The organism is Candidatus Manganitrophaceae bacterium (genome assembly GCA_016200325.1).
Classification (GTDB): Bacteria; Nitrospirota; Nitrospiria; order SBBL01; family Manganitrophaceae; genus Manganitrophus.
The window spans coordinates 401,293-426,144 of the sequence record JACQEZ010000011.1 but is presented as its reverse complement, the minus strand read 5'-3'; the positions used below and the strand labels follow the sequence as shown (position 1 = coordinate 426,144).

Annotated in this window: 25 protein-coding genes and 1 other RNA gene; 11 read left to right on the top strand and 15 right to left on the bottom strand. The window is 56.3% G+C overall.

The window, feature by feature from the left end:
* Window positions 1-399: 399 nt before the first annotated feature.
* On the top strand, window positions 400-891 hold the full coding sequence (locus tag HY282_09900) for a DUF3015 domain-containing protein (GenBank protein ID MBI3804059.1): 492 nt from the start codon (window positions 400-402) through the stop codon (window positions 889-891).
* Between the two features lie 118 nt (window positions 892-1,009).
* Complete coding sequence (locus tag HY282_09895; GenBank protein ID MBI3804058.1) at window positions 1,010-2,932, top strand: DUF4105 domain-containing protein; 1,923 nt, start codon at window positions 1,010-1,012, stop codon at window positions 2,930-2,932.
* Between the two features lie 5 nt (window positions 2,933-2,937).
* On the opposite strand, the gene HY282_09890 is transcribed toward HY282_09895, so the two are convergent.
* Window positions 2,938-3,546 carry a porin family protein gene (locus HY282_09890; GenBank protein ID MBI3804057.1) on the bottom strand — a complete coding sequence of 203 codons (609 nt, stop codon included), beginning with the start codon at window positions 3,544-3,546 and terminating at the stop codon, window positions 2,938-2,940.
* 149 nt (window positions 3,547-3,695) lie between these two features.
* The gene (locus HY282_09885) at window positions 3,696-5,585 is read right to left on the bottom strand and encodes a cytochrome ubiquinol oxidase subunit I (protein ID MBI3804056.1); all 1,890 of its coding nucleotides are present in this window, start codon (window positions 5,583-5,585) and stop codon (window positions 3,696-3,698) included.
* A gap of 213 nt (window positions 5,586-5,798) precedes the next feature.
* Here HY282_09885 and HY282_09880 point away from each other — a divergent pair, with 213 nt between their 5' ends.
* From HY282_09880 to HY282_09870, 3 genes are all read left to right on the top strand, one after another.
* Entirely contained in the window at window positions 5,799-6,296 is a 498-nt protein-coding gene (locus HY282_09880; protein ID MBI3804055.1) for an SRPBCC family protein, read from the top strand.
* Between the two features lie 157 nt (window positions 6,297-6,453).
* Complete coding sequence (locus tag HY282_09875; protein MBI3804054.1) at window positions 6,454-7,074, top strand: hypothetical protein; 621 nt, start codon at window positions 6,454-6,456, stop codon at window positions 7,072-7,074.
* Window positions 7,075-7,099: 25 nt separating this feature from the next.
* Entirely contained in the window at window positions 7,100-8,017 is a 918-nt protein-coding gene (locus HY282_09870) for a hypothetical protein (protein MBI3804053.1), read from the top strand.
* On the opposite strand, the gene HY282_09865 is transcribed toward HY282_09870, so the two are convergent.
* On the bottom strand, window positions 8,014-9,423 hold the full coding sequence (locus HY282_09865) for an SLBB domain-containing protein (protein MBI3804052.1): 1,410 nt from the start codon (window positions 9,421-9,423) through the stop codon (window positions 8,014-8,016). The genes HY282_09870 and HY282_09865 overlap by 4 nt on opposite strands.
* A 482-nt stretch (window positions 9,424-9,905) precedes the next feature.
* On the opposite strand from HY282_09865, the gene HY282_09860 reads away from it, so the two are divergent.
* Entirely contained in the window at window positions 9,906-10,673 is a 768-nt protein-coding gene (locus HY282_09860) for a carbonic anhydrase family protein (GenBank protein ID MBI3804051.1), read from the top strand.
* 149 nt (window positions 10,674-10,822) lie between these two features.
* Here HY282_09860 and HY282_09855 read toward each other — a convergent pair whose 3' ends face one another.
* The 5 genes from HY282_09855 to HY282_09835 form a co-directional block, all read right to left on the bottom strand.
* A complete protein-coding gene (locus tag HY282_09855) occupies window positions 10,823-11,443 on the bottom strand; it encodes a precorrin-8X methylmutase (protein ID MBI3804050.1) in 621 nt (206 codons plus the stop codon).
* Window positions 11,444-11,529: 86 nt separating this feature from the next.
* A complete protein-coding gene (locus tag HY282_09850; protein MBI3804049.1) occupies window positions 11,530-11,853 on the bottom strand; it encodes a cupin domain-containing protein in 324 nt (107 codons plus the stop codon).
* A gap of 56 nt (window positions 11,854-11,909) precedes the next feature.
* Entirely contained in the window at window positions 11,910-12,716 is an 807-nt protein-coding gene (locus tag HY282_09845; protein ID MBI3804048.1) for a hypothetical protein, read from the bottom strand.
* 98 nt (window positions 12,717-12,814) lie between these two features.
* Entirely contained in the window at window positions 12,815-13,303 is a 489-nt protein-coding gene (locus tag HY282_09840) for a nuclear transport factor 2 family protein (protein ID MBI3804047.1), read from the bottom strand.
* Complete coding sequence (locus HY282_09835) at window positions 13,304-14,905, bottom strand: glycerol-3-phosphate dehydrogenase/oxidase (protein MBI3804046.1); 1,602 nt, start codon at window positions 14,903-14,905, stop codon at window positions 13,304-13,306.
* A gap of 107 nt (window positions 14,906-15,012) precedes the next feature.
* Between HY282_09835 and HY282_09830 the strand changes: the two genes are divergently transcribed.
* The 4 genes from HY282_09830 to HY282_09815 all read left to right on the top strand — a co-directional run bounded on the left by HY282_09830 (window position 15,013) and on the right by HY282_09815 (window position 18,496).
* A complete protein-coding gene (locus HY282_09830; protein ID MBI3804045.1) occupies window positions 15,013-15,336 on the top strand; it encodes a rhodanese in 324 nt (107 codons plus the stop codon).
* A 140-nt stretch (window positions 15,337-15,476) separates the two neighbouring features.
* Complete coding sequence (locus HY282_09825) at window positions 15,477-15,821, top strand: hypothetical protein (GenBank protein MBI3804044.1); 345 nt, start codon at window positions 15,477-15,479, stop codon at window positions 15,819-15,821.
* Window positions 15,822-15,954: 133 nt separating this feature from the next.
* On the top strand, window positions 15,955-17,907 hold the full coding sequence (acs, locus tag HY282_09820; protein ID MBI3804043.1) for an acetate--CoA ligase: 1,953 nt from the start codon (window positions 15,955-15,957) through the stop codon (window positions 17,905-17,907).
* A gap of 109 nt (window positions 17,908-18,016) precedes the next feature.
* Window positions 18,017-18,496 (top strand): Slp family lipoprotein, encoded by a 480-nt coding sequence (locus tag HY282_09815; protein ID MBI3804042.1) that lies wholly within the window; start codon window positions 18,017-18,019, stop codon window positions 18,494-18,496.
* 24 nt (window positions 18,497-18,520) lie between these two features.
* On the opposite strand, the gene HY282_09810 is transcribed toward HY282_09815, so the two are convergent.
* From HY282_09810 to HY282_09785, 6 genes are all read right to left on the bottom strand, one after another.
* Window positions 18,521-18,949: an archease gene (locus HY282_09810; protein ID MBI3804041.1), complete on the bottom strand. Its 429-nt coding sequence runs from the start codon at window positions 18,947-18,949 to the stop codon at window positions 18,521-18,523.
* Window positions 18,950-18,960: 11 nt separating this feature from the next.
* A complete protein-coding gene (locus HY282_09805; GenBank protein ID MBI3804040.1) occupies window positions 18,961-19,878 on the bottom strand; it encodes a GTP-binding protein in 918 nt (305 codons plus the stop codon).
* An 87-nt stretch (window positions 19,879-19,965) separates the two neighbouring features.
* Window positions 19,966-21,423 carry an RtcB family protein gene (locus tag HY282_09800; protein ID MBI3804039.1) on the bottom strand — a complete coding sequence of 486 codons (1,458 nt, stop codon included), beginning with the start codon at window positions 21,421-21,423 and terminating at the stop codon, window positions 19,966-19,968.
* A gap of 71 nt (window positions 21,424-21,494) precedes the next feature.
* Window positions 21,495-21,932, bottom strand: coding sequence for an archease (locus HY282_09795; protein MBI3804038.1), 438 nt, complete (start codon window positions 21,930-21,932; stop codon window positions 21,495-21,497).
* A gap of 25 nt (window positions 21,933-21,957) precedes the next feature.
* Window positions 21,958-22,509, bottom strand: coding sequence for a class I SAM-dependent methyltransferase (locus tag HY282_09790; protein MBI3804037.1), 552 nt, complete (start codon window positions 22,507-22,509; stop codon window positions 21,958-21,960).
* Between the two features lie 44 nt (window positions 22,510-22,553).
* Complete coding sequence (locus HY282_09785) at window positions 22,554-23,918, bottom strand: ChaN family lipoprotein (protein MBI3804036.1); 1,365 nt, start codon at window positions 23,916-23,918, stop codon at window positions 22,554-22,556.
* 135 nt (window positions 23,919-24,053) lie between these two features.
* Between HY282_09785 and HY282_09780 the strand changes: the two genes are divergently transcribed.
* Window positions 24,054-24,395, top strand: a complete 342-nt coding sequence (locus HY282_09780) for a cupin (GenBank protein MBI3804035.1) — start codon at window positions 24,054-24,056, stop codon at window positions 24,393-24,395.
* A 59-nt stretch (window positions 24,396-24,454) separates the two neighbouring features.
* Here HY282_09780 and ssrA read toward each other — a convergent pair.
* Window positions 24,455-24,801, bottom strand: a transfer-messenger RNA (tmRNA) gene (gene ssrA, locus HY282_09775).
* Between the last annotated feature and the right edge of the window lie 51 nt (window positions 24,802-24,852).

Below are 24,852 nucleotides of genomic sequence, written 5' to 3'. Positions count from 1 at the left end.
AGTTGTCAATATAAATCCATCATTATCAATGCATTCAGCAACGTTACTGCATCGGAAACGTAGTTCTATACGCCGTGCGCGAAATCGAAATATCATTCATCTAGAAGTAGCTCAGTAGAAATAAACGCGGCTTGGACTAAAAATCTGTTTTTGGAGAAGATGACCAAACACTAATCTCGCCGAACGCATTGCAATACGGCATTAGACGGTAAATTCTAAAAGAAGATATCCCTTTAATCGTTTAGCTATGGCAGTTTTGCTGGCTATCTTGACACTGCCAATAAGCAAATGCTAGCCTTTTTAAGTGAACCTATTGCGAGCACGGATCGTTTGTTCCCGATCCAGATCTGACCAATACCAAATCGTAACATTCACCAAACTTAATAAGGAGAATCGATAATGAAGAAATTGATCTATGCGGCAGTTGTGTTCGCTTTGATTCCTGTTTCTCACAGCTTCGCTTCGGATACGGGGCCTGGCTGCGGCTTTGGGACCATGATCTTCAAGGGGCAGAAAGGTATTGTTCCGCAAGTGTTGGCTTCAACCACAAATGCGTCATTCGGGAGCCAAACGTTTGGGATTTCAACTGGAACCTTGGGCTGTATGCAAGATGGTGTTGTAAAAAATGATCAGAAATTAGATGCTTTCGCCAGCGCCAATATGGAGAACCTTTCACAAGAAATGGCGCAGGGTCGGGGAGAGCATCTTACCTCGCTGGCCTCCTTGCTCGGCGTTCCGGCAGAACACCGGAGTGAATTTTACACGCTGACCCAAGAGAAATATACGGCAATCTTCCCCACCGCACAGACCACCTCTGGGGAGATGCTGGTCGCGCTTAATCAGGAAATGTCGGCACACCCGGCACTCTCTGACTTCGTTTCCAGCCACTAATCTGTTCCTGCCCCCCCGGGCCGCCGCGGCCGGGGGTCTTTTTGCCTATGTCGGTCTTTTTTCAATTCTCTTTTTTGACTGCGGAAAACACCATTTTAGAACTAATGGTTTTCATTATATGCTGAGATGGAGTACGATCTTTCTCCTTCTATGGCTTCTTCTCGGTGCAACACCACTTCTCGCAGCGGAAAACCCTGATTATCTCCAGGAATTGATTAACGTCGCCCGCCAAAAAGGACTCTCCCAGAATCGCTACTGGCTTTTATTGATCCACTATCACACCACCTTTTTCGGCGGCTTTACCAGTGATGCAAGTGACAACAGCTTCTTTTTAGCGCCCGATGGGAAGACAAACCCTGAATCGGAATTAGAAACGACATTGGCAAAGTTCTTTTCCGATGAACTCGTCGGCACGTCAAAGCAGCCGGCTCAATGCGCTTTTATCGCGCGCTATCATTGGCTGAAGGAGGCCCTCGGCTTTGACCCGAAGCGTCTTCCTGAACAAACATGCGAGCGCTTTAAGGCCTGGTATGCCGCGCTAAATGCAAAATCGATTAGTTTGATCTTTCCATCAGCTTACATGAATAATCCTTCATCGATGTTTGGCCATACCCTTTTTCGAATCAATCAGAAAGACCAGACCGAACAAACTGAAATTCTTGATTATACAATTAACTATGCGGCCACCGTCACGACCGACAATGGCGTTCTCTTTGCGGTTTGGGGGATTACCGGTGGCTTTAAGGGAAACTTCTCCACCGTCCCTTATTATCTTCAGGTGCGAAGGTACAGCGACATGGAGAGTCGCGATATCTGGGAATACCGGTTGAACCTCTCCGAGGAGGAGATCACCCGGATGTTGATGCATGCCTGGGAGCTAGGGAACACCACCTTCACCTACTATTTCTTTACCCAAAACTGCTCGTATCAGCTTCTGCCGCTGCTGGAGGTGGCCCGGCCGACGCTCCACCTCGCCGACGCTTTTCGATATTGGACGATCCCCGCCGACACGGTCCGCAGCATCGCGTCGGTTTCGGGGTTGGTGGAAGAGATGACCTATCGCCCCTCCCGCGGGACTCAAATTCGTCAAAAACGGGCCCTCCTCTCACCCGAGGAGCGGCGGGTTCTCTCGGAGATCGACCGGGGGACAACGATGACCCCGGAGCTCTTCGACGGCCTTCCGGTCGATCGCCAGGCGCTGCTTCTCGACATTGCTTACGATTACACCCGCTATCGAACGGCCAAGGAAGAGGTCGATTTGGATGAGATTAAAAGAAAGCAGCGGCTGCTCCTTCAGCAGCGAAGCGCGCTGCGGGTGCAGAGCCCTCCGGTCACATTTACGCCGGTGACGGCCCCTCCAGAAACGGGACACGACACGGCGCGCGTCGGCCTCGGGCTCGGCTGGCGGGAGGGAGATCCGTTTGAAGAACTTGCGATCCGTCCCGCCTACCAGGACCTGCTTGATGACGACATCGGATATACCTCCGGCGCGCAGATCGAGCTGATGAATGCCCGGATTCGATATTACAACCAGCAGGAGCGGGTCACCCTCCACTCCCTCGCATTCGCCGATATCATTTCGCTCGTTCCGCTCGATCCGCTCTTTAAAAAACCCTCTTGGAAGATCAGCGCGAGTCTGGAGACACTTCCAAGTAACCGCTGCCACGACTGCCGCTATTTCGATCTCAATATGGGGACGGGAAGTGCGCTCGAGGGGCATCTGCTTCGGCGGGAGCTGATCTATTTTTTAATTGAGCTCGACGGGAACTACGGCGGATTTTTCGATCCCGACTACCGGGCCGGCGTCGGCGGAACCGTCGGGCTGCTGGCCGACCTCGCGGCGCGGTGGAAGCTCCACCTTTTTTCAACTTATCTGACCTATCCGCTGGGAGAACATTCTCACGATTTAAAGATGTCGCTGCAGCAGCGGGTAACGCTGCTGCAAGATCTGTCGTTGCGGCTGGAATTAAACCGGCGGCAGGAGCTCAACCGACGGGATTTTCAAAACGAGGGGTTGGTCACCCTCCAGGTTTATTTTTAAAATGATTAAAAGTGATAGATAAAATCGACCTCAAGTGAGGTTGTGTCTCCCGAGATTTTCGGGCTGAGATTCGCCTTTCTTCCCAGGAAGTCAATTTTTCTGTATTCGATAAACCTTCGGCTGACGCCGGCGCCGATCGAGAAGTGAGGAGCGACATAATAATCGACCCCTCCGCCGAGATCGAACCCCGATCCGGTCAGCTTTAAATCCCCCCGCGGATCTTTGACGATGAAGGCATATCCTCCAATACCGGCCCGCAGGAACGGCTGAAGCGGTTGGTGAGAGAGAAAGTTGTATTTTAATGCGAGAATGAACGCCCCCAGCCCCGCATCGGAAGGGGTTGCCCCGCGGACGACCTCGGCGGTATGGACAGACGCATTCCAATCAATTTCAAGTGAGAATCCCGGGGTCAAGCCATAGCCAAGGATGAGGCCGATTCCGCCGCCGTTGTCGGAGTCCGGTCCCTTCGTTCCATCGAAGTCCCCGTCAATGCTGTTGTAGAGAAGCTCCCCGCCGAGATAAAATCCCTCTTTTGCCTCCGCCAGGTTCACCCCGGCGAGCAACGCAATAACTAAAAGGACGCATACCGTTCCAACGATCGGTCGTCTTCGCATCTTCCCTCCTGTTTTGGCTCGCATCGGCGCACCGAATTCAGAATCGGTATTCGGTATCATACCGGATCGGTAGATGTCAAGAAATTTTCAGGAGAGCAAAGCGTATCGGATCAGATCTTCTGTGGGGAAAGAAATAAGGGCGATCGATCTTATAGCGGGAGCGATTCGTTGGTTTTGGCGAGCTCGGCCGGCTCGTCGGACGTTCGGGCGGAGAGAGTGACTTTACGGCCGCTGCCGGCCCAGAAGATCAACACCGCCAGCAACCAGAAGATGGCGACATTCAGCAGCACCATGCCGACGGCGTAGGTAATGCTGGGGGTCTGGGCCCAGGGGGTGACATCTTGCATCACTTCGGTGATGTGCCAGTTGAGTCGGACCGAAGAGCGGATATACCCCATCAACGACATCGTCATGGTGATGAAGACGGCCAGGAAAAAGAGGGCCAAGGCGCCTCCCAGGGGAAGCCGGCCCCACCGGATCGGTCCGAGCGATTCGGCTCCCCGGAGCATCGCCAGGTTGAGAAAATACCCGCCGATCAATCCGGTCATCGCCGCCATGAATTGTGGAAAGGCGAGACCGACCCGAACACTCGCCGGAACATAGAAGCCATAGATACCAAGATAGAGAACGATCACCTCAGCCGCGCCGAAGAGGACGATCAGCGCGGCATTCCCCCAGCGGCTCCAAGCGACGGTGATCCGTTTGTTGCAGCGTTGGAAGAGGATAAAACAGAGGCCGAAGGTTAAGATCATCGTGTTGATCGCGGTATTCTTCGCCGCCATCGTTCCATAATAGCCGACGATCGGGTGCTGTGACCCTCCCATCTCTTTAAATTCGCTCTGGCTGGCCGGAAGGGTGTGAGGGGTCGTCCAGATCAAGAAGGAGATCGTCAGGATGACCAGGAGATATTTGACGTAAGGGGTATACCGGTCGGCGCCGTTCATCCGGGCGGTTCCCTTCCAGAGATAGAAGGTAACCGTCATAAAAATCAGACCGATCAGCATCGCCTGGATCACGAACGGCCAGCTCAACTGCCCCCCCATCAAAGTCACCCCCATCCGCTGACGGAAGATAAAAATGACCTTGGCAAACCAGTAGCCGGCGAAGGGGAGGAGGAAGAGGTTGACGATCGCAATCATCATCGTCACATGCCCCATCCAGTCATAATGGGCCCGCTTGGCCGGATCACGCGTGGTGAGTGTTCGATAGGCGGCATAAGCGGCGATGACCGCCCCGCTGAACATGATGCTCGCCAAAATGCGATGGACATTAAGCGGGTTCCAGAGCGGGGTGTGAATGATCTTCCAGACATCGCCGAGGTAGCGCCCCTCGGCATCAATCCCCGCCGGGGACATCATAAAGGCCATCCAGGCGTTGGCCAAACAGACGATGATCACCCCGTTGGTGCAGGTCAGCGCCCCGAGGCTGAGGTGAAACCATTTCTTGTCCCCGCGCGTCCAACGGCCCCAGGTCAGGGTATAACTATAAAGGAGCAGGCTCTCCAGGACGAAGCAGATCGCATAAAGGTAGACGACCGGCCGGAAGAGCCCCGCCATGTATTTAAAAAATTGATTGTAAAGAAAAAGAAAGGCGCCCAGAAGGGCGACGCCGAAGAAGATCGAGATCGGATAAAACGGCATCCCGATCTCCATAATGTCCCGGGCCAAGCGATCTTGTTTTTCCGATTGCTCCGGATAACGCCGTCGCCGCAGGTGACTGAAGAGCTCAATCATCCAGGCGATCATCGGAACGCCGAGGATGAAGCTGCCGAGAAAGAAGTGCTGTTGGATGAAAATCCAGAGGAGCGACCGGCTATCGATCAGCCCTTCCCGACCGTAGGTTTCAGGATAGGACATTTTGGGGGCCGGCGGTCCGGAGACCGGCCCATCGGTTTGATAATAAATATCTTTTGAAACCTCCGGCGAGGCCGCTGAGGAGGAATCGCTCTCTATCGCGAAAGCCGGTGGGGTGTTGAAGTGGAAGAGGTTCAGAAGGATGAAAAAGAGGAAAAAAGTCTGTAAAAAACGGGTCCCATTCATGGCTTGCCTTTGCCTTGAGAATGAGGGGATCATACCGATCCAAGGGGGAGGTGTCAAGCGTTTATTCTACAAGGTTAATCGACGGACCTTCCGAGAATCTTTACTCCAAAGGGATTAGTCCTTTCGGAGAATCGACAGCCAGCCCTTCCAAAAGATATCTTGAATAGGTAAGGCATCGCTCGATGGAGAAGATCCAAGAGATAGGAGGCATTCATGAAGAAACAACGAGACAAGGTTGAGGGAATTAAAGTAGAAAAGAGTATTATCATTCGAAAGCCCCCAACCGTCCTGTATCATTTCTGGAGGAACTTCGAGAATTTGCCCCAAATTATGAATCACCTCAAATCGGTCACTGTGCTCAATGCAAGCAAGTCGCGCTGGGTTGCAAAGGCCCCGGCGGGAACCAGCGTCGAATGGGATGCGGAGATCATTAAAGACAAGGTCAACGAGTTGATTTCGTGGCGTTCGGTAGAGGGAGATGTCGACCACACCGGGTCGGTTCATTTTGATCCCGTCCCCGAAGGAACGCAGGTTCGGGTCATGGTTCAATACCATCCTCCCGGCGGCAAGATTGGTGCAGCAGTGGCAAAGCTCTTTGGAGAAGAGCCCTCGCAGCAGATCGAAGACGATTTAAATCGCTTCAAAGCCTTTATGGAGGGGACGGAGACCCCCCCAGCCGAACAGCAGATCTTGGAGCCGAGGGTCGCTTAAGCCCCTCCTCTCAGTCATATTCAAAGAAAAGGGGCGGTCATCGCCCCTTTTTAATTTCTTGACACCACCTTCGGAAGGTGATATTTGACCCGAAGGACCTTCTTCTCTATTTTTATTCTTCTTATTCTTCTCGAATCAAGGAGCCATTGACCCTCCGATGGATCAATCCCCTTCCCTGACACCGGACGAGCAGCGCCTGATTCAAGACACCCACTTCTATCCAGCCAAGGCGGTCATCACCCTCAAGGTGAAAAGGATGCTGGAAGAGCTCCACGCAGCCCTCAAAGAAGAGATAGACGGGACCTCTTTCGTGGCGCCGGAAGGGGTCGATGTGACGGTCGGCCAGTTTGTGAAGGGAGAACACCTCCACGATTTTCCCTATCAATATCTCGATTTCCCAAAATATTTCACCAACGACGAAAAATTTACCTTCCGCTCCCTCTTTTGGTGGGGGCATCATTTTATCTTTGCCTGGATCCTGGAAGGGCTTCATCTTAATCGGTACAAACAAAACCTGCTGTACGCTTATGATCACCTCTCCGATCGAAACCTTTTTCTCTCGATGGCACCCACCCTCTGGGCCTGGGAGAAGCGGCCGGAGTTGATTCTGGAAATTCGAAAGGATACCCGCCGTCAGGTAGAAATGGCGCTGCCGACCCGGCCCTTTCTTAAAATTCAGCGGTTTGTTGATTTGAACGATCCGATCTTCGAGAAAGGCGAGCTGGCGCAAGCCGGTGGAGAGACCTTCCGACTGCTTAAGCCGCTGGTGACGAAGTGAGCAGGATGATTGCAGGATATATCGAATGACCGAAAAATCGGCTTGGCAGACGCTCGCTCCGCTTCAGACGGTCCGCTCTCATTGCGGCGCCGCCGCAATCGGCGGAAAGATTTACATTTTCGGCGGGGGAGGACCGGAATTTAAAAGCCTGCAGACGGTTGAGGTCTACGATCCAAAAGAGGATCGATGGATGTTCGGTCCGGAGATGCCGACGCTCCGCTCCGGCGTGGTCGCCGTGAATGTAAAGGATCGGGCTTATGTGATGGGGGGAGGGTTTCGGCGCCCGGATGGAACATTCAACTTTCTCACCGTGGTCGAATTATTTGATCCGGCGCGCGGTTGGACGAAAGGGCCCGACCTGCTGCAGCGGCACGATGCGCCGGCCGCGACCGTTTTGGACGAGACGGTTTATCTCTTCGGCGGACATCATCCGGAGGCGACCGGCGGTCCGATGACCGATCCGGCCTTTTCGTTCTCGGAGCGGCTCGATTCCAGCGACGGGCCGTGGCGGGAGATCGCCCCGATGCCGACCCCTCGGTTCTCATTGGCAGTGGCGCCGTTTGAAGGGACCATTCTTGCGATGGGGGGAGCCGGGTTTCGAGCGGGAACTTTCTACAATTACGATCTGGTCGAGCGGTATGATCCGATCAAAAACCGCTGGTCGGTCGATCCGAAACTCCATTTGCCCTGGCGCGCAGCCGGGGTGGGGAGTCTGGTCGTGGAAGGACAGCTCTATCTCTTCGGCGGGCACAGCGGCGATCGGGTTCAGGATCGGGCCGCTTTTTTTGATGTTAAAACAAACAGGTGGGTTGAGCTTCCGCCGATGCCCGATGCACGGGTGGCGATGGCAACCGTTTACCTCGATGGGAAGATCTATCTGATCGGCGGGCGGGGCCCCGACGGACGAACGCCGACGAACCGCGTGACGGCCCTCTTCCTTTAGAGCGCGGGACTGTTGATGTAGCGCCCCTCGGCGAAGCTCCGTTCGTAATATTTCTCGTCGTAGGTAAAGGTGTGGGTCGCCTCGTCGTACGCTTTGATCTTCGGCAACGGCAGATGCCGGTCTTTCAGACAGCCGTACTCCAGATGCTCGACGATATCGTCCGGAAAGTTATAAAAGATGCTGCTGACGTCGATTCCGGTTTCAGTCACCAGGTAACATCGCCCGGAACCTTTGGTGTGAAGACAGTCTTCGAGGATCGCGAAGACATCCTCCTCCGTCGCCTTTCCCTCCTCCAACAACCCCAGCCGATAGGCAATCCGACCGGTTCCGGTTTTACACGACGCACACTGCCCGCACGATTCAATTGCCAGAAAGCGGGCGAAATTCAGCCCCGCTTTTACGATACAGGCGGTATCGTCGTAGACGATGAAGCCGCCGGAGCCGATGCCGGAAGGGATCTTCCGCATTGAGCCGAAATCGAGCGGGGTGTCGAGCTTGTCGGCCGGGATGACGGCGTTGGTCGGGCCGGAGAAGACCGCTTTGATGTGGCGGTCGATTTTAGCCCCACCGCCGTAGACTTCAATCAGGGTCCGAAGCGGGGTCCCCATCGGCAGCTCATAGAGGCCGGGTCGATTCACATCCCCGGTTAACGTAAAGATCATCGTTCCGGCGGTATCGGCCGTCCCGATCGATTTGAACCAGTCGGCCCCTCGAAGGAGGATGTGCGGAACGGTCGAAAGGGTCTCGACGTTGTTCACGGCGGTCGGCTGGCCGAAGAGCCCATATTCGACCGGGATCATCCCCTTCGCGCGCGGCCAAGCCGGTTTTCCTTCGAGGACCTCTAATTGGGCCCGGTCTTCTCCCAAAAGATAAGAATCGGGTCCATAACCGAGCTCGAGCGGAAGGTTTCGTCCCGTTCCCATGACATTGTCGCCGATATATCCGGCATCGGCGCACTCTTTGAGCGCGCGCTGCAGGATGGCGATCTCTTTCGTAAAAATCTCTTTAATACAGATGATCGCCTTGTAAGTGCCGATCGCATACGAGGCGATCATCATCCCTTCGATCAGGCTATAAGGATTCTTCTGGATGAGGAAGCGGTCTTTGTAGGTCCCCGGCTCCCCTTCGGAGCCGTTGCAAACGAGGTATTTGGTCGGAACCATCCCGAGGATGTCTGCCTGTTTCTTGTAGACCCCTTCCCACTTGATTCCGGTTGGAAACCCGGCGCCGCCGCGGCCCCGAAGGCTCGACCGTTTGATCTCGTCGATCACCTGCATCTGCGTCATGCCGAGCGCCTTTTTGAGCGCCTGAAACCCGCTCCGGGCGAGATAATCATCGAGCGTTTTAAGCGGCTCGTCGTGTGCCAGAAGGATCCGCTGCTGCTCTATCGTTTTCTGTGCCGACATGGTTCCACTCCCCCAAAGAAAGTTCACCGAATTATATCCAAACGAAAGAAGAAAGGCAACCGGTTTGTCGGCGGCCGAACAAGACCGGATCGCCATGAGGCTCGGCCGACCTTACCACGACACACGGATGAATGACCTGTTCTTTTCTCAGGACGATCGGCCGACGAAGGCGGCTACATTTTTCTTGACAGAATTGAATTTTTCTTGACAGGAGGACCGCGATTCTGTTACCAAACTCGATACGTCTCTGCGCGCGGGAGCGATCCCTTTAAGCTCGGTGATGGAAAGGCATTCTCGATCTTCTCACAATACATTAAGGACGGCACTGCACCCAGAGGAGCATCCCTCTCTGTGAGGCGAACTTCTTGCCGGCGTCGTGCGGCGCACGCTCTTTCAGCCAAGGAAGATCTGTCCTTGACCTGATGTAATCACCAAAGCGGCTGGGCCAACTGCAATCATTTTACAAACATGGAGGTTTAGTTATGAACCGATGGAATCGGGTATTCGTTGCATCGACTTTCGTTTTTTCGCTCTTGGGTTCGGCCACACATGTCCTGGCCGAAGGAAGCCATCCCCCTCACTGGGAATACATTGGAAAAGAGGGGCCGGAGCATTGGGGAGAGATCGATCCTCAGTTTGAGAAGTGTAAAACGGGACACAATCAATCCCCTATCGATATCACCTCCGCCAAACCGGAGAAGCTCAGCCCGATTCAGTTCGACTATAAAGCGGCTCCCGTCGCCCTCATCAACAACGGCCATACCATTCAGGTGAATGTTCCCAAAGGGAATACGATCACAGTCAACGGCAAGAAATACGAGCTGCTTCAATTCCATTTCCACAGCCCCAGCGAGCACAAGATCAGCGGCAAATCAGGTGAGATGGAAGTCCATCTGGTCCATAAGAGCGCGGAGGGAGAGCTGGCGGTCGTCGGCGTCTTCATCAATTCCGGAAAAGAAAATGGGGTGGTGAAGACCCTGTGGGAGAACCTCCCCGCGGAGGTCGGCAAGGAAAAGCCGCTCGCCCAAGCGAACATTAATCCGGCCGATTTCCTCCCTGCAAAGCGGACCTATTCGAACTACCCCGGCTCCTTGACGACGCCTCCCTGCTCCGAAGGGGTCAACTGGCTGGTCATGAAAGACTCCATCGAGGTCTCCAAGCCCCAGGTGGAAAAGTTTACCTCGATCTTCCCGATGACCGCCCGACCGGTTCAACCGCTGCATGAACGGACCGTCAAAGCGGCCGAATAGTCAGAATCGACACCCTAAGAAACAAAAAAGCCTCCCGCTGGAGATCCATCAAGGGGAGGCTCTTTTGTTTAGGCTTGCGTTGCGATTCTATGTCCGGACCGGCCGCGCCGAGCGCTCGCCCGGGGAAGAACGATCAGTGAGGGCGCGCTCTAGGACTGAACGGCCAGAAGGGTGAGGGCGTTCACGATCGCCGCCGCCACGGGGCTCCCCCCCTTCGGTCCGCGACACGCAATAAAAGGGGTCGAGAGTCCGAGCAGCGCCTCTTTTGAATCGGCGGCATCGATAAATCCGACCGGCACGCCGATGATCAATGACGGCTTCGCCTTTCCCTCTTTCACGAGGCGAATCAGTTCAAGAAGGGCGGTCGGGGCATTCCCGATCACATAAATCGATCCGTCGCTTGTCTCCGCCGCCTTCTGCATGGAGACAGCGGCGCGGGGGAGACTTTCACTTTTTGCTTTTTTAACCACATCGTCGTCGGTGATAAAACACCAGACCGTCCCGCCGTATTTTCTCAGACGGTCTTTCACGATCCCCACCTCCACCGTCGGCGCATCGGCGACAATGTCGGCGCCGAACCGGATCGCCGCCAATCCCGCTTCGACCGCCGCGGGATGGAAGACCATCTCCCGGGCAAAATCGAAATCGGCGGTCGCGTGGATGACCTGCCGGACGACGGCCCACTGCCCCGGAGTAAAAGAGTGCGCTCCAACGTTTTGATCAATAAAGGTAAGTCCCGCCTCTTCAACCGCCTGAGAATTTTGCAGCATCGACAACTCCTTGTTTGAAGTTGGGAACCGACCGGGCCGGCGGAAAAACAGTTCTTGCCCAACCCTCTCCCGGCCTTCGCTTTTGTTTAATGATGCGGTTTCGGCGCCATGAAGACCAGGACGACCAGCCGCTCGGAGGAGCGATTGGTGACCCCATGGTCGACGCCGGCCGGCGCCAAGACCGCCGAGTAGGCTTTCACCGTCTGCTCCTCCGTGCCGATACGGAAAGCGCCTTCCCCCTCCAGCACAAAGTAGACCTTGTCCTCTCCCTCATGCGCATGCGGCTTCTGGGCCTGTCCCGCCTCAAAACAGTAAAGATCGAAAAAGAGATTCTTCGTATCAAAGAGGTTGGTTTTTTTCATCTTCTCCGGCGAGAAAGCCTTCATTTTTTCAACACTCACCACCTGCATTCATTTCCTCCGTTGTAAGGTGGGGTCCGGCAGAGGAGTGGAGACCGCGCAGACCCTCACAAAAACGCCACATTGACCAGCAGAAAGAATCGGGAGAAGATCTCCCCGATGATCACCATCATCATTGCGATATAGAGCAGGCCGGTCGCCGACATCGTCGCCCGCTCCTTCACCGTTTGAAGAATCATCGGAGCGATAATCATCGGGCCGCCGATGCCGATCAGCAATCGAATCCAAAGATAGAGCCCTTCAAATGTATTGAGTAAAAGGGCGTTGCGCAGCCGTTCCGACTCGGAGGTCACCAAAAGACTCAGCAACGCCACCCCTCCTTCTACGAAAACAAGCCACATAAAGAGCCGTGCCAGCTGCCGGAGGGGAACGATGGAGAGGGACGGCCGTGTGAGATAACCATGCCCCAACAGCATGGCCAAAACCCCCGCCCCCAACAATACGCTGGAGACAAGAAAATAGAGGAGAAGGGAGAGGGCGCGTATCGCTCCCGCCGCGGGAAGGTAGTAGCCGACGCTGGTGACGATGGCCGCGACGCCGGCGCCGGTCGCGGCCCAAAGAAGCGGCCGGCTATGGTGTGGATGGCGAAACCAGAGCCGAAGATTGTAAATAAAGAGAAGCAACGCAAAGAGGGAGAAGAAGAGGTAAACCACGCTGCTTCCTCCAAAGCCCATGGCTGAAAAAGGAATTGGAAAGAGAAAAAGGCCGAGGAGGACGATCACGAGAAAGACCATCCCATTGGTCCGAAAGAAACCGAGCCCGACCGTTTCCAAGGAGGGAAGCAAGAGGAGGAACGCCCCGCCGACGGCGAGCTGCCCGAAAACCAAAAATGCAATTTCCTGAATGCGTCCCATTTGATTTTATTTGCGTGACTTTAATAATGTCAAAATAAAAGAGGCAGGCGTTCGGAAAAAGTCCGGCGCGCTGCCGCTGAGCTCATTCTAAAAAGCGCCTAGCCCATCTCCTCCGGAGGGGTCTCTTCATCAATCATCGGCAGCCCCGGATTCTCACTCTCCTCTTGCTCCTCATCCTCGTCCTCTTCGCGCTCCTCGACCGCCAAGAGGGGAGAGCCGTGATGATGGATCAGGAGCCAGCGTCCCTCCCGCTTCTCGAAGATGTTGGTCGAGAGCACCCGCCCTTCAACCCACCTTCCTTGGTCCTGCGTTGAGATGAGCTCGAGACAGACGACCCAGGCCCAATCCGACCGGATCACAATGTCGATCAGATTAACTGAAAATTTAATCTCATAGGTGTGATTGAAAATCAGGACCCAGCTGTCACGCACTTCTTGCCAGCCGATGCGGACCTCCCAGCCGGGATGAATGCATTTAATATAATCCTCTTTAATCCAGAGGGCATCCATCTCCTGAATGTCCAATTTCTCGAATGCCTGATAGAAGGTCTCGTTCGCCCTTCGAACCGCTTCGATCTCGCTTTCCACCTACTCCACCTCCGCCTGATAGTCTTCGATCTCTTTCTGAACGCGGTCCTGATTCCAACGAAGCTCTTGTCCCATTTGTTCCGCAACCTGCCTGATCAGCGTCGCATCCCGCTTGTAAGCGCCGAGCGCCAGGGGGGTCCGGCGCCGCATGAAGTCTGAGAGCCGCTTCGCCATTTCCACCCGGACGGCATAGACAACCTCTGCCGCAAAAGGATATCCCAATGGGGTGAGCGGCTTGAGCAGTCCTTTGTCGGAGCGTCCGACGGCCAAGACGGCATGGAATTTTGTTCCATAGGCGCCGATTAAATAACGAAGCCCCTCTTCGCTGATTCGGTAACGGTCCCGCGCTTCGGGGAGTTGCTCCTTTATATATTCCACCAGCGACGTCATCTCCCCCCCATGGAGCGACGGCTCACCGGGCGGCTGCGGCTGTGCCTTCAGGCTCGGCACTTGGGTCATAATCGCATTCATCGCCTTCCGGGCCGTCGCGCGAAAAAGGGTGTACTTTCCGCCCACAAGGACCAACATTCCGCCGGCGGTCCACTCCATCCGCCCTTCCCGGGAGAGATCGGAGGCGGTCCCCGCCGGATCATAGACCAACGGCCGGACCCCCGCATATTTAGCGATGATCGCCGCTGCCGTGAGTCGGCCTTTCGGAAAGAGACGGGCCGTCTCGCGCAGGAGCCAGCCGACCTCTTCTTCATCGGCCCGGACATCGTCCAGATCGCCGGTGAAATCGGTGTCGGTGGTGCCGATGAGACTCTTCCCCATCCATGGGATTACGAAAAAAATGCGCCGCTTCTGCTCACTGGAGACCACCACCGCATGGGCCTTCGTCAGCCTGGGAAAGAGCAGATGAATTCCCTTTGTCGGTCGAATCCGTTGGGCCGTGTCTCCTTCCATCCGGCAGATCCGATCGACCCAGGGCCCGGCGGCGTTCACCACAACGCGTGCATAGATGTCATATCGCGCCCCGGTGAGAACCTCTTGGACCTGAACTCCCGACACCCGCTCCCCATCGCGGAGCAGACCGACGACAGAGACATAATTAAAAAGCGACGCCCCCCACTCCTGCGCCGAGAGCAGAACAGCGAGGCAGAGCCGCGCATCATTCATTCGGCAGTCGTAAAAACGGGCGGCTCCGATCAAGCCCTCCGATCCGAGCTGAGGCTCCTCCGCAAGGGTCTCGGCGGCGCTCAACATTCGATGCGGGCCGATTCTTTTCGATCCGGCGAGAAAATCGTAGAGCATCATCCCGGCCCGGATTTTCCACCGTCCCCGCTCTCCCCCGCGATAGATTGGAAAAAGAAACGGAAGGGGTCGGACGAGATGAGGCGCAAGTCGAGAGAGGGTGTGGCGCTCCTGCACCGCTTCGCGAACCAGGCTGAGCGCTCCTTGCTCAAGATATCGGATGCCGCCGTGGATGAGGTGGGAGGTCCGGCTGGAGGTTCCTCCTGCGAAATCTCCCTTTTCGAAAAGAGCGACCGACAGCCCCCGCAGGGCGGCTTCCCGAGCAAGTCCCGCCCCTTGGATGCCGCCGCCGATAATCGCCAGATCGACCGGAGCCGTCTGTAATCGGTCGAGACCGGATGCCATCCGCATATTTATATCCTACTTTCTAAAAGAGGTCAAATTGAGGGTTGACGATGAAAGGGTGACCCGTTTATGATGAGTCCTGAAAAGATAATTTCTACTTTATGGAAGAGAAAATGAGCTACCAAATTTCTCCGGAAGAGTTAAAACAGCGACAGGGAACCGGGGATTCTTTATTGCTTCTCGATGTTCGGGAGCCGATGGAATTTGAATTCGCACGGATCCCGGACTCGGTCTTGATTCCCTTAGCGCAGCTCCCTTCCCGGTTGGGAGAGCTCGACCCCGAGGCGGAGATCATCACCATCTGTCACCACGGGGTTCGAAGCTTAACCGCGCTGAACATTTTAATTAAAAACGGATTCGCCAACGTCAAAAACCTCACCGGCGGAATCGACGCCTATTCTCGGATGGCCGATCCGACGATTCCGAGATATCGGTAAGTGAACACCCTCTTTCCTCCCTCAGTCCTTTAATTCGGTACTGCCCAAACGGTCCGGCACATGCGTATCCCATATACCGCTGATCTTCTGCTTGACAGCCTGGCCGCCTTTTTTCGATGATGACATAAGGAGGTAAGGCCATGAACCCTAAAAAATCAACCACGAACAGGACGACGGCCGCGCGGCAGGTTGGAAAAGAGGATCCGGATGAGGTCGGGGCGCTGATCCACCTTTTAGAAGAGGTCAATCATCACCTTTCCACATTGAACCGGGCCTATGAGCAATCGAAACAGGCATTTCAAGAAGCGATCGAGCGCGTGAGCCATTTGGAAGACCGTTTCAGCCGGCTCGACGCGGTGCTTTCCCGATTGGAGCTTCTCGAATCAGAGGTCCATGATTTGACCCGGGGGTATCTGGAGCGGCTGGAAGCGATGGAGCGGAGACAGGCTGCGATTGAGTCGACGGGGCAAGACCGCGCGGCTTGACGGCCCGGAGAAATCTTTTCCTCCCTGATTTTGCTCGTTGACTTTCTCTTTCTGCTTTTATTACAATCCGGTATCCGACCGATTTTTCATCAATCATCAATAAGGTTTATTTCAATATCAGGCAGGAGGGGGGATGGGCTCGGAGAAAGAAATTACCTCTGTTTTGAACGAGCGTCGCCTTTTTAAACCGAAGAAGGAGTTTAGCGCCCAGGCGCAGATCTCCAGCCTGGAGGCGTACAAACGTCTTTATCGAAAAGCGGAGAAAGATCCGGAAGCCTTTTGGGCCGGGCTGGCGAAGGAGCTCACCTGGTTTAAGCCGTGGAAGAAAGTCCTCGAATGGAAACCCCCCTTCGCGAAATGGTTCGTCGGCGGAAAAATCAACATCGCTTATAATTGCCTCGACCGCCATCTGGAAACGTGGCGAAAGAACAAAGCGGCGATTATCTGGGAGGGAGAGCCGGGCGATTCGCGTGTTTTAACCTACCAAGATCTCCACCGGGAAGTCTGCCGGTTTGCCAATGTTCTAAAGGGGCAAGGGGTTGTCAAGGGAGATCGGGTGGCAATCTACATGCCGATGATTCCGGAGTTGGCGATTGCGATGCTCGCCTGCGCCCGGATCGGCGCCACCCACTCCATCATCTTCGGCGGCTTCTCGGCCACGGCGCTGCGGGATCGGATCAATGACGCCGAGGCAAAATGGGTCGTCACTGCCGACGGCGGCTACCGAAAAGGGGAAGTCGTCACGCTGAAAGAGAAGGTCGATGAGGCGCTGAAGGAGACCCCGGGCGTCGAGAAAACCATCGTCGTCCGGCGAACCCAGACCCCGGTCCAGATGCAGGCCGACCGCGACTTCTGGTGGCATGACCTCATGAAGGGCGCCTCCGATCAGTGCCCCGCCGAGGCGCTCGATTCGGAGCACCCCCTTTTTATCCTCTACACCAGCGGAACAACCGGTAAGCCGAAGGGGGTGGTCCACACGACCGCCGGGTACCTTCTCGGGACCACCGTCACCGCGCGCTGGATCTTCGACCTCAAGGAGACCGACACCTACTGGTGCACCGCCGATATCGGTTGGGTCACCGGCCACTCCTATGTCATTTACGGCATCCTCTCGAACGGCGTTACGACGGTGATGTACGAAGGGACGCCGACCTATCCGCAGCCCGACCGGCTCTGGGAAATTATCGATAAATATAAGGTGAACATTCTCTACACCGCGCCGACGGCGATCCGTGCCCTGATCAAGATGGGGGAGTCGTGGCCGAAGCGCCATGACCTCGGCAGCCTTCGACTGCTCGGAACTGTCGGAGAGCCGATCAATCCGGAGGCCTGGATGTGGTACCACCAGGTCATCGGCAAGGGACGCTGCCCCATCGTCGACACCTGGTGGCAGACGGAGACCGGCGCCATCATGATTACGCCGCTGCCGGGGGCCATTCCGACCAAGCCCGGCTCCGCAACCCTTCCGTTCCCCGGAATTGCCGTGGATGTCGTCAACCGTGAAGGGGAGTCGGTCCCAGCCAATGTCGGCGGCTATCTCGTCATTAAACGTCCCTGGCCGTCGATGCTTCGGACCGTCTGGAAAGATCCGGAGCGGTACAAAAAACAATACTGGTCCGACATTCCGGGGGTCTACTTCACCGGAGACGGCGCCCGGCGGGACAAAGACGGCTATTTCTGGGTGATGGGACGGGTCGATGACGTTATCAATGTCGCCGGGCATCGCCTCGGCACGATGGAGATCGAATCAGCGCTCGTCTCCCATACCGCGGTGGCCGAGGCGGCTGTGGTCGGTCGGCCCGATGATTTAAAGGGCACTGCGATCGCCGCCTTCGTCACCCTCGAAAACGGCAATGCGCCGACCGACAAGCTCAAAGAGGCGTTGCGCGCCCATGTGGTGAAAGAAATCGGCGCCATCGCCCGGCCGGATGAGATCCGGTTTACTGAAAACCTCCCTAAAACACGAAGCGGCAAGATCATGCGGCGACTGCTTCGGGATATTGCGGCGAGGCGGGAGACGGTGGGCGATACGACCACGCTGGAAGATTACACCGTGCTCGCCAAGCTGCGCCAGGAAGAAGAGTAATTGAGACGGTGGCCGCAGAAACCTCAGATTTCTCAGGGAAAACCGGAAAAAAGCTTGACCTTTTAATTTATTCCTGATACAATTTTTAATACCTATAAAGGATATATCCATGAAGCGCATATGGCAGCCTCTCTTTATTTTCGCCCTTTTGATTTCGATGCCGGCCTGCACAGGCATCCTCTCCGAACAGGTCCGCTCGACCGCCGACGAAGAAACTCTCTTTGAAGAAATCTTTGAAGATCCCACCCAACATAAAGGGAAAATCTTTATCCTCGGCGGTGAGATCATCCATCTGCAGTATGTCGGTCAAAAAACCGAAGTGGAGTTTGCAGAAATCCCGCTTTATCGGGGGGGGCATCCCGCCCTCGGTTTTGATCCGGGCGAGCACTTCTTTGTCGTCTTTCCCGACCGTGTCGATGAAACCCTCCTCAAAAGAGGAAAGGTGATGACGATCGCCGGACGGGTTATCGGGACGCGTCAGGTCCGCGGCTTTGACTATCCGCTTTTTTCCTATGAGGAGTCGTATGTTTGGGACAAGCTTCATCAAGATCGCTTCCCCTCCTACGGCGCCTTCCTCGGTCAGTCTTAACTCAATCTCTCACACGCTTTTACTCTAAATGTCGAGCACCACGGTCGCCTTCCAGCCGTCCGCATCGGAGGCGACCTCGAATTTGTGCATCGTCACCGCTTTCACATCGATGAGCAGCGCATGCCGCTTCGGGTCGATCGGCTCGCCATAGCCGGTCCCGGTGAGAAGATACCCTCCTTCCTCTTTAATCGAAAGATCAAAAGCATTGAAGAGGAGTAGATCGACATCCTTCCAGTAGACCAACTCCTGAAGGAAGTCGAAAAGGAGCCGATCGATGGCCCGATGGGTGAGATGAAACGGGCGGGATTCCTTCGGCTGAAGTATGCTGAGCTCCTCGATTTGAGTCGCTGTCACAGCCAGGCCGGCCGAAGAGAAGAGCTCTTCCAATGTTCCGCCGCGGGCCTCAAAAGCGATATCGGCGACGGTCAGGCCTTCGATGAAACGATAGGGCATCGGCAACGCCTCTAGTGAGGGTCCGGCGCTGCCGCGCAGGCGGCGAGGTCGGTTGTAATCATTGACTCTAAATCAAGGACCTTCTCTCCAATGAAGACCAAACCCAGGACTCCCGATATCTTAGGAAAAGCGATCAGCTCCGACCGGCCCGCGACAAAATTGAATAAAAAGATCCCCTCTTCAAAAGGAATAAATCCCTTCGCGCGGTAAACCGTGTCGGGAAGTCGGACGACGAACGCCTCGAAGCAAATCCGGTCGAGCGGACGATCCATCCGCAGCTCGAACGACTGCATCGGCGGTCGATGCGCCTCCGGTCGCTTCCGGCGCTCCCATTGAAAGCCGGTTCGAAGCGGCCTTCCCAGGATCAGTCCCGGGTCGACCTGGCAATGGACCGTCTCCAACAAAAGGGCGGCCGGTTGGATCGCCCTCACCCGTTCGCGCACCTCTCGATGTTGCGTCTCGTCGATGAGATCGATCTTGTTCAGGAGGATCAGATCGGCCGCTTCAATCTGGATCCGGCCGGTCTGGCCGATCGAGGGGAAGCGGAGGGTGGCATCGGCATCGACGACCGCCACGACGGCATGGAGCGACAAGGCGGGGAGGTTCTCCTCGATCTCGGCGATCAGCCCATCGGGCTCGGCGAGGCCGGTCGTCTCGAGGAGAATCTCATCGGGCCGAACGGTCTCGATCAGCTCTTTTACCGCTGCGTCGAAATCGCCGAGCAGCGAGCAGCAGACACAGCCCCCCTCCAACTCGGCAATCCGAATCTTCTCTCCGGCGACGACTTGGGAATCGACCGCAAGCGCGCCGAATTCATTCATCACAATTGCAAGCCGCCGGTCGGCAAGATCGACCACTCTCCGGAGGAGCGTCGTCTTTCCACTGCCAAGATAGCCGGTGAGGATAACAATCGGGGTTTGGGGGGTCACGATCCTCCGATAGGGCGAACTGCGGATTTTGAAATGCAACCGCTTCTACGCGCTTTCAGTCTGTTCCACAATCTGAACTGCCGTTCATCATCCTTTGATGTTTCCGATCGGGGCAAACTTGACGACCGGCTTGGAGATCCCGGCAAGCGCGCACGCCTCGATGACCTCGTCGATCTCTTTGTAAGAGGAGCCCGCCTCCTCGGCGAGACCGGCGTAAGAGGCCGACCGGACATAGATTCCCCGGGCGAGCATCTCTTTCTGAAGCTGATCTCCGCGAAACATCTTTCGTGCTTGGGTCCGGCTCATTGTCCGGCCGGAGCCGTGCGCCGTGCTCCCGAAGGTCTCGGTCATCGCCCGCTGCGTGCCGACCAAAAGATAGCTCCCGGTCTCCATGCTTCCCCCGATGATGACCGGCTGGCCGTAGGGGCGATACTGCGGCGGGAGCGCTTGCTCTCCCGGCCCGAAAGCCCGCGTCGCCCCCTTGCGGTGGACCAAGACCTCCCGCCATTTTCCATTGATTTGATAGCGCTCCAACTTCGCCGTATTGTGCGCCACGTCATAGATCATTTCTAAACCGAGCGTCTCCGCCTTCTTTTCAAAGACCTGCGCGAAGCACTCTCGAATCCGATGAAGGATCGTCTGCCGATTGGCGAAGGACATGTTGAGCCCGCACTTCATCGCCGCGAAATAGTCGCGCCCTTCGGGAGAACGAAACGGCGCGCAGGCGAGCTCGCGGTCGAGCACCTTGATTCCGTACTTCGGCTCCATCACATCGAGGAAGCGCTGAAGATAGTCGGTCGCCACCTGATGGCCAAAACCGCGCGAGCCGCAGTGAAACATCACCACCACCTGGCCCGGGAAAAGACCGAACCCCTCGGCGAGTTTCCGGTCGAAAATATTCGCCTCTCGCACCACCTGTATTTCGAGATAATGATTGCCGGAGCCAAGGGTTCCGATCTGGCCCAAGCCCCGCTCGATCGCCTTTTTGCTGATCTTCTCCGGATCGGCCCCCGCGATGCAGCCCGCTTCTTCGGTGAACTCCAGGTCTTCCGGCCACGCGTACCCCTGCTCCAGACACCAGCGGGCGCCACCGGCGATGACCGCTTTGAATTCCTTGGGGGTCAGCTTGACGAAGCCTTTGCTTCCGACCCCGGCCGGGACCCGTTCATAGAGAAGATCGACCAGCGCTTTGATCTTCGGCGCCACCTCCGCTTCGGTGAGGCGGGTCCGGACCAGCCGCATCCCGCAGTTGATGTCGAAGCCGATCCCGCCGGGGCTGATGACCCCCTCTTCGGCATCCATCGCCGCCACCCCGCCGATCGGAAAACCGTAGCCGGAATGTCCGTCGGGCATGCAGTAGGCATAACGGAGCAGACCGGGTAGGGTGGCGACGTTCGTCAGCTGCTCAATGACCGTCTCATCCATCTCGCGGATCAGCTTTCCGGTCGCATAGATCCGCGCCGGAACCTGCATCCCCGGTTTATACGACCGGTCGATCTCCCAAACTGTCGGACCGACCTGTTTGATCTTTTCACTCAGCAGCATGACCGTCCGTCAAAAGGCTCTTTTTCTGATCAGCGGGCCGGCGCACCGCCGCAACGTTGAAGGGGTCGGGATCAGCCTGCTTCGGGGACAAAGGTCACCACCACTTCCCAAGCGTCCCCCGTGCGTGCAATTCGAAACGGGATCGCCCGCGCCTCGCCGATTCGATCCCGGATCGGATGGCGGGTCGGGTCGATCAATTCTCCCATCGCGACCCCTCGGATTCTGTGACGCTGGCTCCGCTCAATGCTGACTTCAAACGCGCCGAAGAACAGCCCCTCCAACTCCTTCAGGCGGATCAGCTCCAGAAGCCATTGATCGAGAAGCTGGTCGATGCTGTCGGCCGAGAGGGTGATCTCTTTCCCCACCTGCGGCTGAACAGCGTCGGTGTCGACCATTGTTTCGAAAAGTCCGCGCGCCGCCGCCCGGAAGAGCGCTTCGAGCGAATCGCCCCGCGCCATCAACATCAGGCCGCCGCTTTCTTCCTCCTCCATAATTCGAAACGCTTCCAAGGGGCTCCCTTCTGTTTGGTGCTGCTTATTTCGATCTTTCTGCAACCAGCTGGACGATCCACCGCTCTTCTTTCAATCCCTCAAAGTAGAAGAGGATCTGGAAATCGAGAAAATGGCGGAGGAGCTCATTATGCTCCCAGCAGAACTCCCGTCGGCCCGGCTTGCCGAATTGCGTGTGTTGATCGATTAAAAAGGTTTCATAGACGAGGTGCCCTCCGGGGCGGACAGCTTTCTTTAGATCGGGGAGGAGCGTGCGGTCGAGATAATAAAAGCAGGTCACCAGGGCATAGGGGCCGTCGGGGAGGGGATGTGGCTGTTCGAGATCGACTTCTTGGAGGGTCAGCGCCACCCCCAACCGGCTCGCCTCGGCCTTGCAGAATGCGATCGCCTCCGGATCGCGATCGATGCCGACCACATCGAACCCCTGCGACGCCAGGTAAAGCGCGTTTCGACCCCGTCCGCAGGCGACGTCGAGCGCCGGCCCTTTCTGAAAACGGGCGAGAGGGTCGATCAGCAACGCCGAGGGGGCCTGAGCGCGATGGGGTTCGTCGACTTTGGAGGAATCAGAGGAGGCCATGAGAGGTACGTTATCGTGTTCGGAGGAGGGGAGTCAAGACCGATCTAGGGATGACGGGATGGTTTCATGATCGCTTCGGTTTCGATGATCTTTCCTTCCCGGAGGAGCTTCACCTTGACCCGATCGCCCGGTGATTTCTGGCCGACGGCATAGGTGAGGTCAAATGGCTCCTGCATCTCCTCGTTGTCGAAGGAAATCACGATGTCGCCGTTTTGGATTCCCGCGGCCTCGGCGGGAGAGTTGGGGGTGACTTCGACAATCCGGACCCCGGCCTGGAATGGCTCGACCTGAACCCCCAACCGGACCTTCTTCGGCGTATCGACCTCCTTATAGCCGACCCCCCAGACAAAATCAGCGAGGTGGAGCGGGAGGTCGGGAAGCTTGATCTCCGTTAAAAACCGCTTCTCTTGCGGAATCGCCTGGGTGTTCGGGATGACGATCCGATACGGCTCCGGCAGGCGCCGGAAGGCCCGGCGCGGGATGCCGAAACCATATCCGACATGAAAGCCGCCGGCAAAAACAACCATCTTCTTGTCGGCCCCCTCGGGAGAGGAGAGGGTGCGGGCCACGCTGTCGGCCATCGTCTCATCCCAGAGAAGCATCGTGTCGTAGAAGGGCTGAAATCCCTCGCCGCGCTGCTGTCCGGTGCCGTGGCCTTTGAAAATCGCCTCGAGCGCCTGGCGGTGATACGGGTCGTTTCGATCGATCTGAGGAATCGCTTTTTGATCTTCCGGCGAGAGGTGATCGATCCCTTTCATGCTGACCTTGACCTCCATATCCTGCGAAGCATTCAAGGCGATCAGCGGAATCTTCTTTTCTTTGATAAAGTCGAGGAGCGCCTGATAATAGCCGAGCTCGATCCCCCAGTTCTCGATCCACAGTTTGCGAAATTCCTTTTCGCCGAGTTTCCCCTCCACCCAGAGATCGAGCTGCGGCTGCGCCGGCCGTCGGAACATTTCCATGCCGACTGCGATCTTGCCGGGGAACCGCTCGGAGAGCGCCTTGAGAATCTCCAGCTGCACCCGATGGTCTTCCAGGTTGTCATGGACCTCGCCGACATAGATCACCCGGGCCGGGGCGATCAGATCGATCAGCTGCTCTTTCGAGACGGCGACGCCGGTCGGGATGTGAACGATCTTCCCCTCTGGAATCTGATCGATGTTGATATAAGGAGATTCGGGGGCAAGGTCCGGTTTGGCCGAATCCGGTTTGGAAGAAGGGGTTGAAACGGTTTTGCTCGTCGGCCCCGTCGGCATGGAAGAACCCCTCGGCGCTGGATCTGAATCGTTGAGGGGAACGGCCGCTGCCGCGGTCGGATGGCGATGGCCGGCGCCCGCGCAGCCGTGCAAAGCCGGCCAGATCGAGAGGGCCATCACCAGAAGTGCTACAAGGCGGCGGGAAGGTCGCATCCCCCATTCTACAGACAAGAGGCGGGAAGAGTCAAACTCAAATGGAGACGACCTGGAATGTAGATCTCGGAAGATCTCTTTGACACGGCCGGTTAAATTTTCTATAGTGATCTATCGAACCCCGTGAGACCGCCTATGTCCCATCCGTCCTATCATGAAGCGCTTCCCCAAGGGGTTGAAGTCCTCCGCTGGCCGCACAAGCACCCGCTGCCGGAGTCGGAGGTGGTCGCCTTCTTTCAAAGCCGCGACCTCTCACCGAGCCGTTGGTCAAACGGACCAGGTGCGGTTTACGCCGTCCATGTGCATGAATATTTGAAGACCCTTTTTTGCGTCAATGGAAGGATCACCTTCTCTCTTCCCGATTTGGACCGGACCGTTGAGCTCCGCCCCGGCGACCGCTTGAGCCTCCCCCGTGGCATTCGTCATGGAGCCACCGTCGGGCCGGAGGGGGTCACCTGTATCGAGGCGGGGGAATGAGGGGGAGCGCGTACACAACCGGAAATAAAAAAGCCCGGACAACCGGGCTTTTTTATTATTGGTGGAGGCGGCGGGAATTGAACCCGCGTCCGAAGACACTCAGAAAAAGACCGCTACATGCTTAGTCTCTGATTTGGAATTCGCGTTGAAGGTCGCCCAGAGACAGGCTCCCTCTTCCGCTAGCCTCAAAAGATCTCACCCAATTCCCCAAGGCGAAGAATCAGGCCAGCCTGCTATCTGGCATCTTCCCCCCGCACAGGCGACGGAAAGTCGATGTCACTGCGTTTAGGCAGCGAGAGCTAATTGTTCATTAGCAATTATGTTTTTCCCATTTGTTTAACGAGCCCAATGGGACCTCGGCATGCGTTCCTTAACCTCTTTATCCCCGTCGAATCCGATCGCCCCCTATTTTTATGTGGGGGCCTGTGCGGCAACTGAAGGAGAAAGGTCCTCCACT